We start from the raw sequence: 15,345 nt of genomic DNA, 5'->3' as shown, positions 1-15,345 counted from the left end.
ACTGCAGCGGCGGCGGGCTTCAGGACTCCTGGAGCCCGCCGCCGCTGAGCTTTAAGACGCGGTGCGCCGCGGCCCGGGCGTAGGCGGCATCGTGGGTGACCATCACGACGGCCGCGCCCCGGGCCGCGGAGTCCTCGATGGCCCGGTGCAGGTATTCCAGTCCGTGCCGGTCCAGCCCCACCGTCGGCTCATCGAGGGCAAGCACGGATGGCTGCCGGGCCAGCACCGTGGCAAGGGCAAGCAACCGCTGCTTCGAGGCCGGCAGCTCCGCCGGGTGCACTCCCGCATCCCCGGACAGCCCCACGGCCTCCAGCGCCTCGTAGGCCCTGGCGCTGGCGTCCTTGCCCACGAGCCTCCGCAGCCCGAAGCTGACCTCCCGGAGCACCGTCCGTTCGAACAGCTGGTCACGGGGCTGCTGGAAGAGCAGTCCCACCGAACCGGCCACCCGGCCGGCCGGAAGACCGGAAATGCTGGTTCCCGAGACCCGCACGTCCCCCGCTGCCGGGCGCAGCAGGCCGTTGAAGTGGCGCAACAGCGTAGACTTGCCGGCCCCGTTCCGCCCGGTGACGGCCACAATTTCGCCCGGCCGCACGGTGAGGTCCAGGTCCCGCAGCAGCGGCTCCCCCACAGGTCCGCCTGCCCGCGGGAAGCTGAAACCGACGCCGTCCAGCTCCAGCACCGGCGCGGGCGGCACCGGAGCCGGCCCGGCGTCCTGGACGGCAGCCCAGGCACGGGTGCCCACTGCCGGGACCACCGCCGAATGGGTGACCGTGTGGATCACCGTACCCGTCCGGGCGAGTTCCGCGGACCGGATCAACTCCCGGGGCGGGCCGCTGGCGGTGGCCGTGCCGCCGTCGAGGACGAGCCAGTGCGAGGCCGAGCGGGCCAGCCCGTCGGCTGCCTGGCCCAGCACCACGACGGCGGTACCGGCACCCGTGAGCCTGCCGATCAGGTCCCGGACCAGGATGACGCCGGCAGCGTCCAGGGAGGCCAGCGGCTCGTCAAGCACCAGCACGCGGGGGTCCTGGATGACTGCGCAGGCGATGGCCAGGCGGCGCAGTTCCCCGCCGGACAGGGTGGCGGGGTCCCGGTCCAGGAGGGCGGCCAGGCCGGTCAGCTCCGCGGCGCGGGCCACCTGGCGGAGCATGTCCGGCCGCGCGGCGCCCCGGTTCTCGAGGCCAAAGGCGAGTTCCTCGGCCACCGTGGAGCGGATCGTGGTGAGCATGCCGGCCGCCTCCTGCGGGACGTAGCCCACCCGGTCCGACCAGGCGGAGGGATTGATCCGGGGGTCGTCGTGGCCGCCGCTGAACTCCAGCACCTCGCTGGCCTGGGCGAGGGATCCGGTGAGCGTTCCGGAGTGTCCGGGCCGCAGCCAGCCGGCCAGCAGTTTGCCGAACGTGGTCTTTCCGCTGCCGGATCCGCCGAGGACGGCCGTCAGCGTGCCGGGACGGACGCTGAAGGCGATGTCGTGCAGCGCAGCGGCGGACTCGCCGTGAAAGATGAACGTGCCGATCCGGGCGGCCAGCACGGCGTCAGTCCCGAGCGCGGCGGTGGAGCCAGTGGTTGTCATAGCAGTCCCGCCCCCGGCCAGGAGGCGGCCAGCCGGAGTGCCACGGCGGCCGCGGCCAGCAGCAGCAGGACAGCCCGGAAACGGCGCTGGACGGGCGGGTCCGTGAGCTCCCGGTAGGCGGTTCGGGGACCTTGGCGGCCGAATCCGCGGGCCTCGAGCGCCTGGGCCCGGCTTCCGGAGTCCTCGATGAGGCCCAGCACCAGCGGGACCGTCTGCACCCGCACCGCCGCGAGCCGGGACACCAGGCCGCCGCCCACCACCAAGCCGCGGGCCTCCTGCGCCGCCCGGATCGCCTCCAGCCTTCCGGCCATGGCCGGCAGGAGCGTCAGCGCGGAGGCCAGCACGAAGCCGAACTGCGGCGGCAGCCCCTTCGCTGCCAGCGCGGCGACGAGATCGGGGGTGCTGACGGTGAAGGAGAAGAGCAGCAGGACCAGTACGCAGGCGCCCGTACGGGTGCCCGCCTCCAGGGCGAAGGCCAGTCCTTCCTGCGTGACCCGGGCGGGGCCCCAGGCCGCCAGGACGGTGCGGCCCTCCGGGAAGAAGAGCCCGTGCAGCATCAGCAGCGACAAGCCCAGGGGCAGCAGGACCGCCGCCCCCGCGGCGAGCACACGGCGGCCGACGCCGGCACGCCCGGCCAGCACTGCCGCCGCGAGGGCGACCGCGAGGGACAGCGGCCAGCAGCCTGCCGCCGTCGTGATGACCGCTGCGGAGCCGGCCGCCGTCAGCGCGGTCAGCGGGTGGAGGGTGGAGGTCATGCTGCGGGGCCTCGGCTGCCGGCGGCTCGGGCTCAGGTTTCCGGCTGGTTCTCCGGCTGGGCCGGATTCTTGCCGGCGAGCACCCGGAAGCGGCGGACGAAGGCGAACTGGAAGGTGGTGCGGCGCGGCAGCGCGTAGACCAGCAGGGCTGCGATGGCGAAGACGATGGCCTTGTCCATGGGGTCCGAGATCAGTGCCTGCTTGGTGATGGCAGCGAGCAGGGTGTCGCCCATGGCGCGGAAGGCGCTGACCACCGCTCCGGTGCCGAGGCCGGAGGTGCCGCCAAAGACGAAGGCTGCGATCGGAGCGGACACGACGCCGGCGAGAATGCCGGTGACGAAGCCGGCGACGGGTGCGAGGTAGAAGCGGCGGAACAGTCCGCCGCGGGCGGCCAGGCCGGCGAGGAAGCCGATCAGCGCCGCGCCGGCGGCGAAGGGCAGCACTGTCGGGTTGAAGAAGGACCACACGATGGTGCTCAGGGCGCCTGTGGCGGCACCCGCCGCCGGGCCGGCGAGGACCGCGATCAGGACGGTGCCGATGGCGTCGAGGTAGAACGGCAGCCCGGTGGTGCCCATGAGCTGGCCCAGGACAACGTTCAGGACCAGGGCCACGGGCATCAGGACCAGTGTGGACGTGGGGAGGACCGGAAGCGCCGCGGCGATCAGCAGGACGGCGCCGAGCAGGAATCCGCCGAGGGCCACGAGCGCCGCGAAGCTGGCCGGGCCGCTGGCAATGTCCGCGGGCTGGGTGAGGACCAGGAACAGGTAGGTGGCCGCGATCGCGGCGGCACCGGCGAGTTCCAGCAGGCGGCGGTTGCGCTGAGCGGTAGTTCTGCCGGCGGCGGGGCCGGCGGCGGAGCCGGAGCCCGGTCCGGTGGCAGGGAGGGTCAGGGACTGCTGTGACATGGGGATGGTCCTTTAGTGGGAGCTGCAACATCCGCCTCATGTCACCTCGGCGCAGCTACCATCCTAACCAGTGGCGGGGGTACCGGCGGACATGCTCCCCCGGGCCAGCGCGCCGACCGAGGAAATCAGCTCCGCGAAGCACTGCTCCGGGTCGTTGGAGGAGACGATCCGGGCGTTGGGCGGCAGTCCCCAGAGGCCGCGGAAGTCCGCCACCGTGGTGCCGGTCAGCAGCGGCGAGACGGTTTCGACGTCGACCGTGGCCAGGCGGGCCGTGAACGGGGTGCGCCCGACGGCGGCGCACGCCGCGAAGGCGTCATGCATGTGCGCGACGTAGCCCTGGTCGTAGAGCCGGTGGAACTCCATGTAGAACCTGATCGCGTCGGACAGGCAGGCCACGAGCGGGCTCGCGGAGGTGCTGCGGAGGCCCTCCGGCTGCTCCGGCAGGACCAGTTCCGGGCCGGCCCCGGCGGCCTCCCCGAGGCGCCGGAGGTGTTCGGGCAGCATCTCGATCCGCTCCGTCGTTTCCAGCGCGCACACCAGCGGCAGCTTGTCCTCCGGCAGGCCGCGGTAGGCGGCGAAGACCTCCTTGGCCGCGTGCGGATCCACCGAGGTGTTCCATTCCGCCGTCGGCGTGGTGTTGCCCTGGTAGTAGTAGCTCCCGCCCATGACGACGAGGCCCTTGAGCAGCAGCGGCAGCTCCGGTTCGCGGCGAAGGGCGAGAGCGAAGTTGGTCAGCGGCCCGGTGATGAGCCCGGTGATCTCCCCCGGGTGCGCCCGCACTTCGTCCACCCAGACGTCGACGGCGTGCCGCTGCGAGATCTGCTGCGCGGGCGCGGGCAGCTCCGCGTGGCCGATCCCCTGCGGCCCGTGGGTCTCCTCGGTGGTGACCAGCGGGATTTCCAGGGGCACCTCGGCGCCGATGGCCACCTCGACGCCGGGCCGGCCGCACAGTTCCAGGAGCGCCAGGTTGTTGAGCGCGACCTGGCGGGCGCCGACGTTGCCGGCCGTGCAGGTGATGGCCTGCAGGTGCACCTCGGGCCGGGACAGCAGGTAGACGAGGGCCAGGGCGTCGTCGATCCCGGTGTCGACGTCCATCAGGATGGTGTGGCGCGCTGCAGGCACGTCGGGCAGGGCCCCCGGGTTGGAAGCCATTGTGGACGGGCACATCTAGAACAGTGCGACCTTCGGTGTGCGCGGGAAGAGGTCGCCCAGCTCGGCACGTTCCGCGGCGCTGGGGATCCAAGCCACGGCGGCGGCGTTTTGCCGGACCTGTTCCGGCCGGGTGGCGCCGGCGATGACGCTGCTGACGGACGGCTGGGCCGCGAGCCAGGAGAACGCCACCTGGATCTCGTTCAGGCCGCGTTCGGCCGCGAAGCCGCTGAACGCGCCCAGCTGGTCCCAGTCGGCGTCGTGGACCAGGTTGGTGCGGGTGTGGCTGAGGCGCGAACCCGCGGGTGCCGTGTCCTTGGCGTATTTGCCGGTCAGCAGTCCGTTGGCGAGCGGGAAGTACGGCAGGACGCCCAGGCCGTAGGCTTCGGCGGCCGGCGTGACCTCGAGTTCGGCGCGGCGGTCCAGCAGGTTGTAGTGGTTCTGGCTGGAGATGAACCGTGCTCCCCCGCGGGCGCGAGCCACGAATTCGGCCTCGGCGATCTGCCAGCCGGCGCGGTTGGAGTGGCCGATGTAGCGGACCTTGCCACTGGTGACGAGCTCGTCGAGGGCGTCGAGGGTCTCCTCGATCGGGGTCAGCGGGTCCGGGGTATGGAACTGGTAGAGGTCGATCCAGTCCGTTCCCAGCCGGCGCAGCGAGGCCTCCGCGGCCTTGATGATGTACCGGCGGGAGCCGCGGGCACCGAAGTCGTTGCCGTTGGCCCCGCGCATGTCCATGCCGAACTTGGTGCCGATCACGGCGTCGTCGCGGCGGCCCCTGAGGGCCTTTCCCAGCATCGTCTCGCTGAGGCCGGGTTCCTTGCCGTACGTGTCCGCGACGTCGAAGAACGTAATGCCGGCGTCCAGGGCGGCATGCACGACGGCGTCGGTCCCCTCCTGCGACTCGGTGGCCGTATTCGCCCGGCCCAGGTTGTTGCAGCCAAGGCCGACGACGGAGACGGACAGTCCGGAGTTTCCTACACGGCGGTATTCAGTCATGGGGTTCAGCCTATAACGGCCGCCAGCGGCTCCCGGGCAGGCGGGCAGGACGGTGCCGGCGGCCGGAGTTAGGCCGGGCGTTTGGCCGGCCGCCGGTGTTTGGCCGACAGCCAGCCCACGCGGGTCACCCCGCGGGCAGTTCCAGTCCGCGTTCGTCCAGGGCATCCTCTAGCTGGGCAAGGGTCCGCGGGCAGATCCCGTGCATCCCGGCAAGCCGGCGCCGGCCAAGCTGCACAAGGTGCTCAAGGGTTTCGACCCCCGCATGCGCGAGCGACTTGCGTGCCGGTGCCGCCAGGCCCGCCGGGAGCGGGGTGCTGCCTGGTTGAGAGGATTTGCGCGTCATGGCGTTGCCTTTCAGTCGGTTGCCCCCAAAACTGATGTGAGCCGTGCCCGGCTCCTTGCAGGTGTTACCTAAAGCGTGAAGCTGTTGGCCGGCTTCGGTGAGTGCTTGAGCTTGAAGGACGTCTCGCCGAAGGCCGCGGCCCCGATGCTCAGCTTGGTGAAGTCAAGGTCTTCGCCACGGATGCAGACCTTGATCGCGTTGACCGTCTTGTTGACGTCCGGGGTGAGGATGAAGATGTTGAGCTTGGCATCGGCGAATTCGGAGCGGTCCACGATCCCGAGACCCCGCCAGGCCAGGTGGCTGATCAGGGCGTCCTTGGCTTTTTCCTCGAGGTACCGGTCGCGGGTGGTCCCGTCCTTGGTTTTCAGGGCGTACTGGGCCACCACCCAGAACTGTTCCTCGTCCGGAATTTCGGCGTACCCGTCCTCGGCGCACTGCCCGGCGAAGGCGTCCATGAGCCGCTCCGCGGCCTCGGCGTCGGCGGCGTCGGTCTCTTCCGTTGTGCTCTGGTGCCCCACGACGCCGTGGTTCATGACGAATTCGTTGAACTCCTCGTCAATCCAGGCTTCCCTGAACTGCAGGGTGCCCTCTTCGTCACGCTTGTAGACCCGGATAATTCCGCTCATGCCCGTCCTTTCCTGAACCATTCGCGGTCTGTGCCGTCGAACGGTGGCTGTTGTGCCTTGACGGCCTGGTACAACTGATCCGACGCAGCGGTGATCCGGTCCACCACGTCCGCGGGGTAGTCCATCTCGATCCGGTGCTCGGCAAACTCGTCCTCATCGTCCACGTACACGCCGCGGTCCACGGTCCGGATCACATCCAGGTCCATGTCGATCAGGTGGAACTCGGTGACGCCCGGCCGGATCGGCGTCCAGCCATGGTCCGTCGCCAGGTCCACGTAGATCTGGACGCCCGCGGGGTGGGCTTCGTCGTAGAAGGTGGCCACGTACTCGCCCGAGCGCGGGACCAGCAGCACGGCGTCGGATTCGGCGTAGAACGCCGCTCCCGGGCGGGAGCAGAACTCATTGGTTCCCTGGAAGATCCACCAGCCGTGGGCGTCCTCGCCGAGATACGTCCCGGGCACCACCCAGTGCGCCTTGCCGTTCCATTTCCGGTTCCGGGCGACCACCAGGTCGCCCGGCGCCAGGCTGTCGGGGATCCTCACAGAATCGGCAGGCTGCCGGTGCTGGGGTGTTCCTGGCCCGGGAGGGGCCGGGCGAACGGCACCTTGGTACCCAGAACCTGTGCCACGACGTCATGCGTGATCTGCTGCGCGGTCAGGCCGACCCGCTCGAGCACCTGGCTGCGGGAGCCGTGGTCCAGGAACTCCACCGGGAGGCCCACCTCGTTAAGCGCGGTGTCCACTCCGGCGGCCCGCATTTCCTGCCGGATCCGGGACCCGACGCCGCCGGCGCGGACCCCGTCCTCGATGCAGATGACGAGGCGGTGGTGCGAGGCGAGGGCGACGACGGATTTGGGGACCGGGAGGACCCAGCGCGGATCCACGACGGTGGAGCTGATGCCCTGCGCGCCGAGCCGGTTCGAGACGTCCAGCGCGAGTTCGGACATCGCACCGACGCTGACGATCAGCACGTCGTTGTCGCTGGAGCCGGCCGGGCGGCGTGCCAGCACGTCCACGCCGTCGCTGAGCCGCTCGATGGCTTCCACCTCGGCACCGACAGTGCCCTTGGAGTAGCGGACCACGCTGGGGGCGTCCTCGATGGCGACTGCTTCGCGCAGTTCCTCGCGGAGCCGGCTGGCGTCGCGGGGCGCGGCGAGGTGCAGGCCGGGCACGATCTGGACCATGGCCATGTCCCACATGCCATGGTGGCTGGCGCCGTCGGGCCCGGTAACGCCGGCCCGGTCCAGGACGATGGTGACGCCGGCCTTGTGCAGGGCGACGTCCATCAGGAGCTGGTCGAAGGCGCGGTTCAGGAAGGTCGCGTAAACCGCGACGACGGGGTGCAGCCCGCCGAACGCCATGCCGGCGGCCGAGGTGAGGGCGTGCTGTTCGGCGATGCCGACGTCGAACACGCGTTCCGGGTGCCGCGCGGCGAACTTGTGCAGCCCGACGGGGATGAGCATGGCGCCGGTGATGCCGACGATGTCCTGGCGCTCATCTGCGATGTCGGCGATCTCGTCGGCGAAGACGGACGTCCACGACTTGGCGCCGCCGGCCTCAGTGGGTTCGCCGGTCTCCGGGTCGATAATTCCAACCGCGTGGAACTGGTCGGCTTCGTGGGCGCGGGCGGGTGCGTAGCCGTGGCCCTTTTCCGTCATGGCGTGCACAATGACGGGCCCGGCGTAGGTCTTGGCGGTGGACAGGGCGTTCTCCATGGCCTGGAGGTCATGGCCGTCCACGGGTCCGATGTACTTCATGCCGAGATCCTCGAACATGCCCTGCGGGGCCCACCAGTCCTTGACGCCCTTCTTCATGGCGTGCAGGCTGCGGTAGGTGAACTGGCCGGCGGGTCCGCCGTTCTGCAGCTTCCGCCGCCACAAGTCCAGGGTGCCTTCGTAGCCGGGAGCCGCGCGGAAGGAATCGATGGTGGGGCGCAGCGAAGCGAGGTAATCCGCGAAACCGCCCACGGTCGGGGCGTAGGAGCGCCCGTTGTCGTTCACAACGATCACGACGCGGCGCTTCTTGTCCGCGGCGATGTTGTTGATGGCCTCCCAGGCCATGCCGCCGGTGAGGGCGCCGTCGCCCACGACTGCGATCACGTACCGGTCGCCGTCGCCGGTCAGCTGCCGGGCACGGGAGATCCCGTCCGCCCAGGAGAGCGAGGAGGAGGCATGCGAGCTTTCGACGATGTCGTGCTCGGATTCGGCGCGGTCCGGGTAGCCGGACAGGCCGCCCTGCTGGCGCAGGGTGCTGAAGTCCTGGCGGCCGGTGAGGAGCTTGTGCACGTACGACTGGTGGCCGGTGTCGAAGACGATGCTGTCGCGGGGGGAATCGAAGATCCGGTGGACTGCGATGGTGAGTTCGACGACGCCGAGGTTTGGGCCCAGGTGCCCGCCTGTCTGGGAGACGTTGCCGATCAGGAATTCCCTGACCTCGGCTGCCAGCTGATCCAGCTGCGCCTCTGACAACTTGCTCAGGTCCTGCGGATTCCGGATGGTCTCCAAGATTCCCAACGGCCCCTCCTTCGGGTGGTAGACATGCCTTCTAACTCTAACGCCTCCGGAGTGGCCGTGGTGCCGGAACGGGAAAGCCCCGGTCCGTCCGTGACGGGCCGGGGCTTTCTCGTTTGACTGCTGGGGTCTCCGCTAGTTGGCGGAGATTTGGCGCAGCACGTACTGCAGGATGCCGCCGTTGCGGTAGTAGTCAGCCTCGCCCGGGGTGTCGATGCGCAGGACCGCATCGAAGGACGTGACCGTTCCGTCAACCGCAGTGGCAGTGACCTTGAGCGTCTTGGGCGTGGTGCCCTCGTTCAGGGCGGTGACGCCCTCAACCGCGAAGGTCTCCGTGCCGGTCAGCCCGAGGCTGGCAGCGTTCTGGCCGGCCGGGTACTGCAAGGGCAGGACGCCCATGCCGATCAGGTTGGAGCGGTGGATACGCTCGTAGCTTTCGGCCACGACAGCCTTGACGCCCAGGAGCGCGGTGCCCTTGGCTGCCCAGTCACGGGATGAGCCGGAGCCGTACTCCTTGCCGGCCAGGACAACCAGCGGGATGCCGGCAGCCTGGTAGTTCTGCGCGGCGTCGTAGACATAGGCCTGCGGGCCGTCGGCCTGGGTGAAGTCGCGGGTGAAACCACCCTCAACGCCGTCCAGGATCTGGTTCTTGATCCGGATGTTCGCGAACGTTCCGCGGATCATGACCTCGTGGTTGCCACGGCGTGAGCCGTAGGAGTTGAAGTCCTTGCGCTCCACACCGTTGGCCAGCAGGTACTGCCCGGCCGGAGTGTCGGACTTGAAGGAACCTGCCGGCGAGATGTGGTCCGTGGTGACGGAGTCGCCAAGCTTCAGCAGCACGCGTGCGCCGGTGATGTCCTTGACGGGCTCCGGCTGCGCCTTCATGCCGTCGAAGTACGGGGGCTTCCGGACGTACGTGGACTTCGGATCCCAGGCGAAGGTGTCGCCGGCGGGGGTGTCGAGTGCCTTCCAGCGGTCGTCGCCGTCGAAGACGCCCTCGTAGCCGCGGGCGAACATGTCCTTGTCGATCGAGGAATCGATGACCTGCTGGACCTCGACCGGGTTCGGCCAGATGTCCTTCAGGAAGACGTCGTTGCCGGCCTCGTCTTGGCCCAGCGCGTCGGCGTCGAAGTCGAAGTCCATGGTTCCGGCCAGGGCGTACGCGATGACCAGCGGCGGGGAAGCCAGGTAGTTCATCTTCACGTCCGGGTTGATCCGGCCTTCGAAGTTGCGGTTACCGGACAGCACGGCGGTGACGGAAAGGTCGTTGGCCTGGATGGCCTCGGAGATTTCGGCGTCGAGCGGGCCGGAGTTGCCGATGCAGGTCGCGCAGCCGTAACCGACGATGTAGAAGCCGAGCTTCTCCAGGTACGGGGTCAGGCCCGACTTGTTGTAGTAGTCGGTGACAACCTTGGAACCGGGAGCCACGGAGGTCTTGACCCACGGCTTGGAGGTGAGGCCCTTGTCAACGGCGTTGCGGGCCAGCAGTGCGGCGGCCAGCATCACGGACGGGTTGGACGTGTTGGTGCAGGACGTGATCGAGGCGATCGACACTGCGCCGTGGTCCAGCTCGAACTCGCGGCCGTCCGCGGTCTTGACGCTGACCGGGTTGGACTGGCGGCCGTCGGCCGCCGGGCCGTGTGCGTGCGGGGCCTCGTCCGTGAGGTGGCTTGCGGAGCCCGTGAAGGACGGCGAGTCCGACGCCGGGAAGCTCTCATCGATTGCCTCGTCGACGCTGCCGCCGACCAGCTCTTCCTTCACGTAGTTGCGCAGGTCCTGGCGGAACTGGTCCTTGGACTCCGTGAGGATAATGCGGTCCTGCGGGCGCTTCGGTCCGGAGATCGACGGAACAACCGTCGACAGGTCCAGCTCGAGGTACTCGGAGAACTTGATCTCGCGGGAGGGGTCGTGCCAGAGGCCCTGTTCCTTCGCGTAGGACTCCACGAGGGCGACGTTCTCGTCCGACCGGCCGGTGAGGCGCAGGTAGTCGAGGGTGACGTCGTCGATCGGGAACATGGCGGCCGTGGAGCCGAACTCCGGGCTCATGTTGCCGATGGTGGCGCGGTTGGCCAGCGGCACGGCCGCGACGCCTTCACCGTAGAACTCCACGAACTTGCCGACCACACCGTGCTTGCGCAGCTGTTCGGTGATGGTCAGGACGACGTCGGTGGCGGTGGCGCCCGCCGGGATGGACCCGGTCAGCTTGAAGCCCACGACGCGCGGGATCAGCATGGAGACGGGCTGGCCGAGCATGGCTGCCTCGGCTTCGATGCCGCCCACGCCCCAGCCCAGCACGCCCAGGCCGTTGACCATGGTGGTGTGGGAGTCGGTGCCGACGCAGGTGTCCGGGTAGGCGCGGAGCGCTCCATCAACCTCGCGGGTCATGACGGTGCGGGCCAGGTACTCGATGTTGACCTGGTGCACGATGCCGGTTCCCGGCGGGACGACCTTGAAGTCGTCGAACGCGGTCTGGCCCCAACGCAGGAACTGGTACCGTTCGCCGTTGCGCTGGTACTCGATCTCCATGTTGCGCTCCAGTGCGCCGGAGTTGCCGAAGGCGTCGATCTGCACGGAGTGGTCGATCACCATCTCGGCAGGTGCCAGGGGGTTGACCCGCTTGGGGTCACCGCCGAGTTCCTTGACTGCTTCACGCATGGTGGCAAGGTCCACAACGCAGGGCACGCCAGTGAAGTCCTGCATGATCACGCGCGCCGGCGTGAACTGGATTTCAGTGTCGGGCTCGGCGCTGGGGTCCCAGCCGGCCAGTGCTCGGACGTGATCGGCCGTAATATTGGCGCCGTCCTCGGTCCTCAACAGGTTTTCAAGCAATACCTTGAGGCTGAACGGAAGGTTTTCTGCACCTTCAACGGAGTTCAACCGGAAAATTTCGTATTCGGTACCGGCTACATTAAGTTTGCCTTTTGAACCGAAGCTGTCCACAATGCTCATCGCAGGACTCCTCTCGCAACAGTTTCATCTTTGTCGCGCCGCAGACCCCTTGCTAGTTAGGTCGCCCTAACTAGTGCCTGGCCTTGTTGGACAAGGATCAGTACAGGGTGCAGGAGGTCAGCCGTGATTACGGAGCGCGACGTCGGACTACTCCGCCCATCCTAGTGGCCTCAGGCCCTGGGAGTCAGCAGCGCCACAGTCTCCATGTGGTGGGTGTGCGGGTACAGGTCAAAGGCGCGCAGCCCGTTCAGTTCCCAGCCGGACTGCTGGAAGTAGCCCACATCGCGGGCAAAGGACGCCGGATCGCAGGACACATAGGCGACGGCACGGGGCCCGGCTTCAACCAGCTGGTTCACGACGGCCTTGCCCGCGCCGGCCCGGGGAGGGTCCAGCAGGACGGCGTCGAACGTGCGGGCTTTCTCACGCAGGACCCGTTCCACCCGGCCCTGGACGATCTCGACTTGGGAGGCGTCATGGAGGTTCTTGCGCGCGTCCCGGCTGGTGCCGGGCGACCCTTCGACGGACAGGACGGACCCGGTGACACCCACGGCGTCCGCGAGCGGTGCCGTGAACAGCCCCGCCCCCGCGTACAGGTCGGCCACAGCGGCGCCGGCGTCCAGGAAGCCGCCGTCGTGCAGGAAGCCGGTGACCGCGCCCGCGAGGGTGTCCGGTGCGTCCCGGTGGATCTGCCAGAATCCGTCGCCCGTGACGCGGTAGTCGTGCCCTGCGGCGGTCTCCTGCACATAGGTGCGTCCACGCAGCCGCAGGACCTCGCCCTTGACCGGATCGAAGCTGGCCACCGAGACGTCCTCGGGCAGCTGGGCGAGGACCGCGCTAAGCCTCTTCGCGCGGGTTCCCGCGGCCGGGACCAGGAGCACCAGCGGGCGGGAGCCGTTGGCCGGGGCGGCCACCTCAATGCGTTCGATGCCCTGCAGGTCGATGTCCCAGAGCCGGAGCGCGTTGATGGCAGCCGCCGCCAGGGGCATCTCCCCGACGGGGAGGACCGTGTCGGAACGGTGCGCGTGCATGCCGAGCTTCCCGGCCGGCGTCACCGCGAACCCTGCGCGGGTCCGCCAGGCGAGGCCGGCCGCCGCGGGCGTGCCGGGCTCCCCCACGGCTTCCACGGTGATGGGACGTTCGACGCCGGCCAGGCGGCGCAGCTGTTCGGCGAGCACCTCAGCCTTGAGGCTGCGCTGGCGCTCCAGGGAGATGTGGCCGAGTTCGGCGCCGCCCACGGGAGGGTGGCGGTGGGACCAGGAGCGGGCGGAGTCTGCAAGGTCCCAGAAGTGTTCCACCCGGTCCGGGGAGGGTTCCAGGACTTCCACGACGTCGCCGCGCCAGAACTTGGCGTCCGGGCCGGACTCCGTGAGGCGGACCCGGACCTTTTCGCCGGGGATGCCGTGGCGGACGAAGACCACCCGCCCTTCGTGCCGGGCCACGCAGTGGCCGCCGTGGGCGACCGGGCCGACGTCGACGGTCAGTTCGGTGGAGGATTGCGTCTGGGTCTCGGAGCTCATTGGATGTCCTGCAGTCTCTTGGCTTCTTCGGATGATTTCAGCTGCCACGGCACACTGGCCACCATCACGCCCGGCTCGAAGTGCAGCCGGGTCTTGATGCGCAGCGCGGTCTGGTTGTGGACCAGTTGCTCCCACCACTTGCCGACGACGTACTCGGGGATGTAGACGACAATCAGGTCGCGGGGCGAATCGCGGCGCATGTTCTTGATGTATTCCATGATGGGCGTCACCGTTTCGCGGAACGGACTGGCCAGCACGGTCAACGGTACCGGGATTTCCAGCTTCTCCCAGTCCGCGACCGTTTGTTCGGTCTCTTCGGGGCTGATGTCCACGGTGATGGCGTCCAGCCGGGAGGGCCGGGACGCGCGTGCGTAGGCCAGCGCCCGGAGCACCGGTTTGCGGACGTGCGAGACCAGCAGCACGGCGTGCACGCGGGTGGGCAGGGCCCGCGGCGAGGTGTCCTCGTCCACGGCGAGTTCCTTGGCCACGTTGTCGTAATGCGCCCGGATGCTCCACATGATCAGGAACAGCACGAACATGGCCAGCAGCGCAATCCACGCGCCCTGCTGGAACTTGGTGATAAGGACGATCACCAGCACCAGTGCGGTCATCCCGAAGCCAATGGTGTTGATGGTGCGGGACTTGACCATCCGCCGCTTCACCGCCGGGTCCTTGGCGAGTTTCAGCTCCCGGCCCCAATGCCGGATCATGCCGAGCTGGCTCGTCGTGAAGGAGATGAAGACGCCCACGATGTAGAGCTGGATGAGCTTGGTGACGTCGGCGTTGAACGCGATGATCAGCACCAGGGCTCCGGCGGCCAGCGCCAGGACACCGTTGCTGAAGGCCAGCCGGTCCCCACGGGTGCGCAGCTGGCGTGGCAGATAGCCGTCCTGGGCCAGGATCGATCCCAGCACCGGGAACCCGTTGAACGCCGTGTTGGACGCGAACACGAGGATTACCCCGGTGGCGGCAACCACGATGAAAAAGAAGATAGACCCGCCGCCGAAGATCGTCTGGGCGATCTGGCTAATCGCCGGACTCTGGATGTAGCCCTCCGGCAGCGGCTGGCCGTTCAGCAGGAACTCGGTGGCCGGGTCCAGCACGATGTGCACCTTAGTGGCATTGGCGAGGTAGATGATGCCGGCCAGCATGGAAGCGGCGATCACACCGAGCAGCAACAGCGTCGTCGCGGCGTTCTTGCTTTTGGGCTTCTTGAAGTTCGGCACACCGTTGCTGATGGCCTCAATGCCGGTCAACGCAGCGGCGCCGGAGGAGAACGCACGAAGCAGCAGGAACGCACCGGCAAGGCCGACGAGGCCTTCGTCGAAGCCTTCCGCGGGAACGATCGTGAACGCCGCCGAGGGCGCCTCGCCCAGCTGGCCGGTGACGGCCTGGAAGACGCCGACGGCCGTCATGCCCAGGATGGACGCCATAAAGATGTAGGTCGGGACAGCGAAGACGCTGCCGGCCTCCTTGATGCCGCGCAGGTTCACGAGGGCCAGGATCACCACGCCGATGGTCGCGATGGCAGCCTGCTGGCCGTGCAGCGCGGGCACCGCGGTGGTCAGATAGGTGGCGGCGGAGGACATCGACACGGCGACGGTCAGCACGTAGTCGACCAGCAGCGCGGAAGCCACGGTGAGCCCGGCGTACTTGCCCAGGTTCTCGTTCGCGATCTCATAGTCGCCGCCGCCGGAGGGGTAGGCGTGGACGTTTTGGCGGTAGGAGGCGACAACCGTCAGCAGCACCACCATGACGGCCAGGCCGACCCACGGCGAGAACGCCACGGCACTGACGCCGGCCAGCGCCAGCGTCAGGAGAATTTCGTCCGGCGCATACGCAACGGAGGACAGCGCGTCGGAGGCGAAAATGGGCAGGGCGATCCGCTTGGGCAACAGGGTGTGGGCCAGGCTGTCGTTCCGGAAGGGCCTGCCTACCAGCACCCGCTTCACGGCATTGAAAATTGTCGGCACCACACAAAGCTAGTCCCATTCGCACGCGATGTCATGACGGCGGCCATCCCCGC

The 15,345-nt window shown here is 68.7% G+C and carries 12 protein-coding genes; all 12 read right to left on the bottom strand.

Annotation, left to right across the window (positions count from 1 at the left end; genetic code table 11):
* Positions 1–19: 19 nt before the first annotated feature.
* The 12 genes from AC1DF4_RS17760 to AC1DF4_RS17705 all read right to left on the bottom strand — a co-directional run bounded on the left by AC1DF4_RS17760 (position 20) and on the right by AC1DF4_RS17705 (position 15,292).
* Positions 20–1,570, bottom strand: a complete 1,551-nt coding sequence (locus AC1DF4_RS17760; protein WP_476914116.1) for an ABC transporter ATP-binding protein — start codon at positions 1,568–1,570, stop codon at positions 20–22.
* Complete coding sequence (locus AC1DF4_RS17755) at positions 1,567–2,325, bottom strand: energy-coupling factor transporter transmembrane component T (protein WP_476914115.1); 759 nt, start codon at positions 2,323–2,325, stop codon at positions 1,567–1,569. Before AC1DF4_RS17755 ends, AC1DF4_RS17760 begins: the two co-directional genes overlap by 4 nt.
* Before the next feature lie 32 nt (positions 2,326–2,357).
* Positions 2,358–3,230 carry an ECF transporter S component gene (locus AC1DF4_RS17750; RefSeq protein ID WP_476914114.1) on the bottom strand — a complete coding sequence of 291 codons (873 nt, stop codon included), beginning with the start codon at positions 3,228–3,230 and terminating at the stop codon, positions 2,358–2,360.
* 63 nt (positions 3,231–3,293) lie between these two features.
* Positions 3,294–4,382, bottom strand: a complete 1,089-nt coding sequence (locus tag AC1DF4_RS17745) for a nucleoside hydrolase (RefSeq protein ID WP_476914113.1) — start codon at positions 4,380–4,382, stop codon at positions 3,294–3,296.
* A 15-nt stretch (positions 4,383–4,397) separates the two neighbouring features.
* The gene (locus AC1DF4_RS17740) at positions 4,398–5,375 is read right to left on the bottom strand and encodes an aldo/keto reductase (RefSeq protein ID WP_476914112.1); all 978 of its coding nucleotides are present in this window, start codon (positions 5,373–5,375) and stop codon (positions 4,398–4,400) included.
* A 124-nt stretch (positions 5,376–5,499) separates the two neighbouring features.
* Positions 5,500–5,718, bottom strand: coding sequence for a helix-hairpin-helix domain-containing protein (locus AC1DF4_RS17735; RefSeq protein WP_056431439.1), 219 nt, complete (start codon positions 5,716–5,718; stop codon positions 5,500–5,502).
* 68 nt (positions 5,719–5,786) lie between these two features.
* Positions 5,787–6,344, bottom strand: a complete 558-nt coding sequence (locus tag AC1DF4_RS17730; protein WP_476914111.1) for a hypothetical protein — start codon at positions 6,342–6,344, stop codon at positions 5,787–5,789.
* Positions 6,341–6,886 carry a DUF402 domain-containing protein gene (locus tag AC1DF4_RS17725; protein ID WP_476914110.1) on the bottom strand — a complete coding sequence of 182 codons (546 nt, stop codon included), beginning with the start codon at positions 6,884–6,886 and terminating at the stop codon, positions 6,341–6,343. The genes AC1DF4_RS17730 and AC1DF4_RS17725 overlap by 4 nt, the downstream gene beginning before the upstream one ends.
* Positions 6,883–8,856, bottom strand: a complete 1,974-nt coding sequence (dxs, locus tag AC1DF4_RS17720; protein ID WP_476914109.1) for a 1-deoxy-D-xylulose-5-phosphate synthase — start codon at positions 8,854–8,856, stop codon at positions 6,883–6,885. Before dxs ends, AC1DF4_RS17725 begins: the two co-directional genes overlap by 4 nt.
* A gap of 132 nt (positions 8,857–8,988) precedes the next feature.
* On the bottom strand, positions 8,989–11,802 hold the full coding sequence (locus tag AC1DF4_RS17715; protein WP_476914108.1) for an aconitate hydratase: 2,814 nt from the start codon (positions 11,800–11,802) through the stop codon (positions 8,989–8,991).
* A gap of 170 nt (positions 11,803–11,972) precedes the next feature.
* Complete coding sequence (locus AC1DF4_RS17710; protein ID WP_476914107.1) at positions 11,973–13,319, bottom strand: class I SAM-dependent RNA methyltransferase; 1,347 nt, start codon at positions 13,317–13,319, stop codon at positions 11,973–11,975.
* Positions 13,316–15,292, bottom strand: coding sequence for an APC family permease (locus tag AC1DF4_RS17705; protein WP_476914106.1), 1,977 nt, complete (start codon positions 15,290–15,292; stop codon positions 13,316–13,318). Before AC1DF4_RS17705 ends, AC1DF4_RS17710 begins: the two co-directional genes overlap by 4 nt.
* Positions 15,293–15,345 lie beyond the last annotated feature (53 nt).

It is taken from the genome of Arthrobacter sp. 05N429 (genome assembly GCF_056397045.1).
The sequence above is the reverse complement of the archived record's forward strand: the minus strand, read 5'-3'. Positions and strand labels throughout refer to the sequence as shown.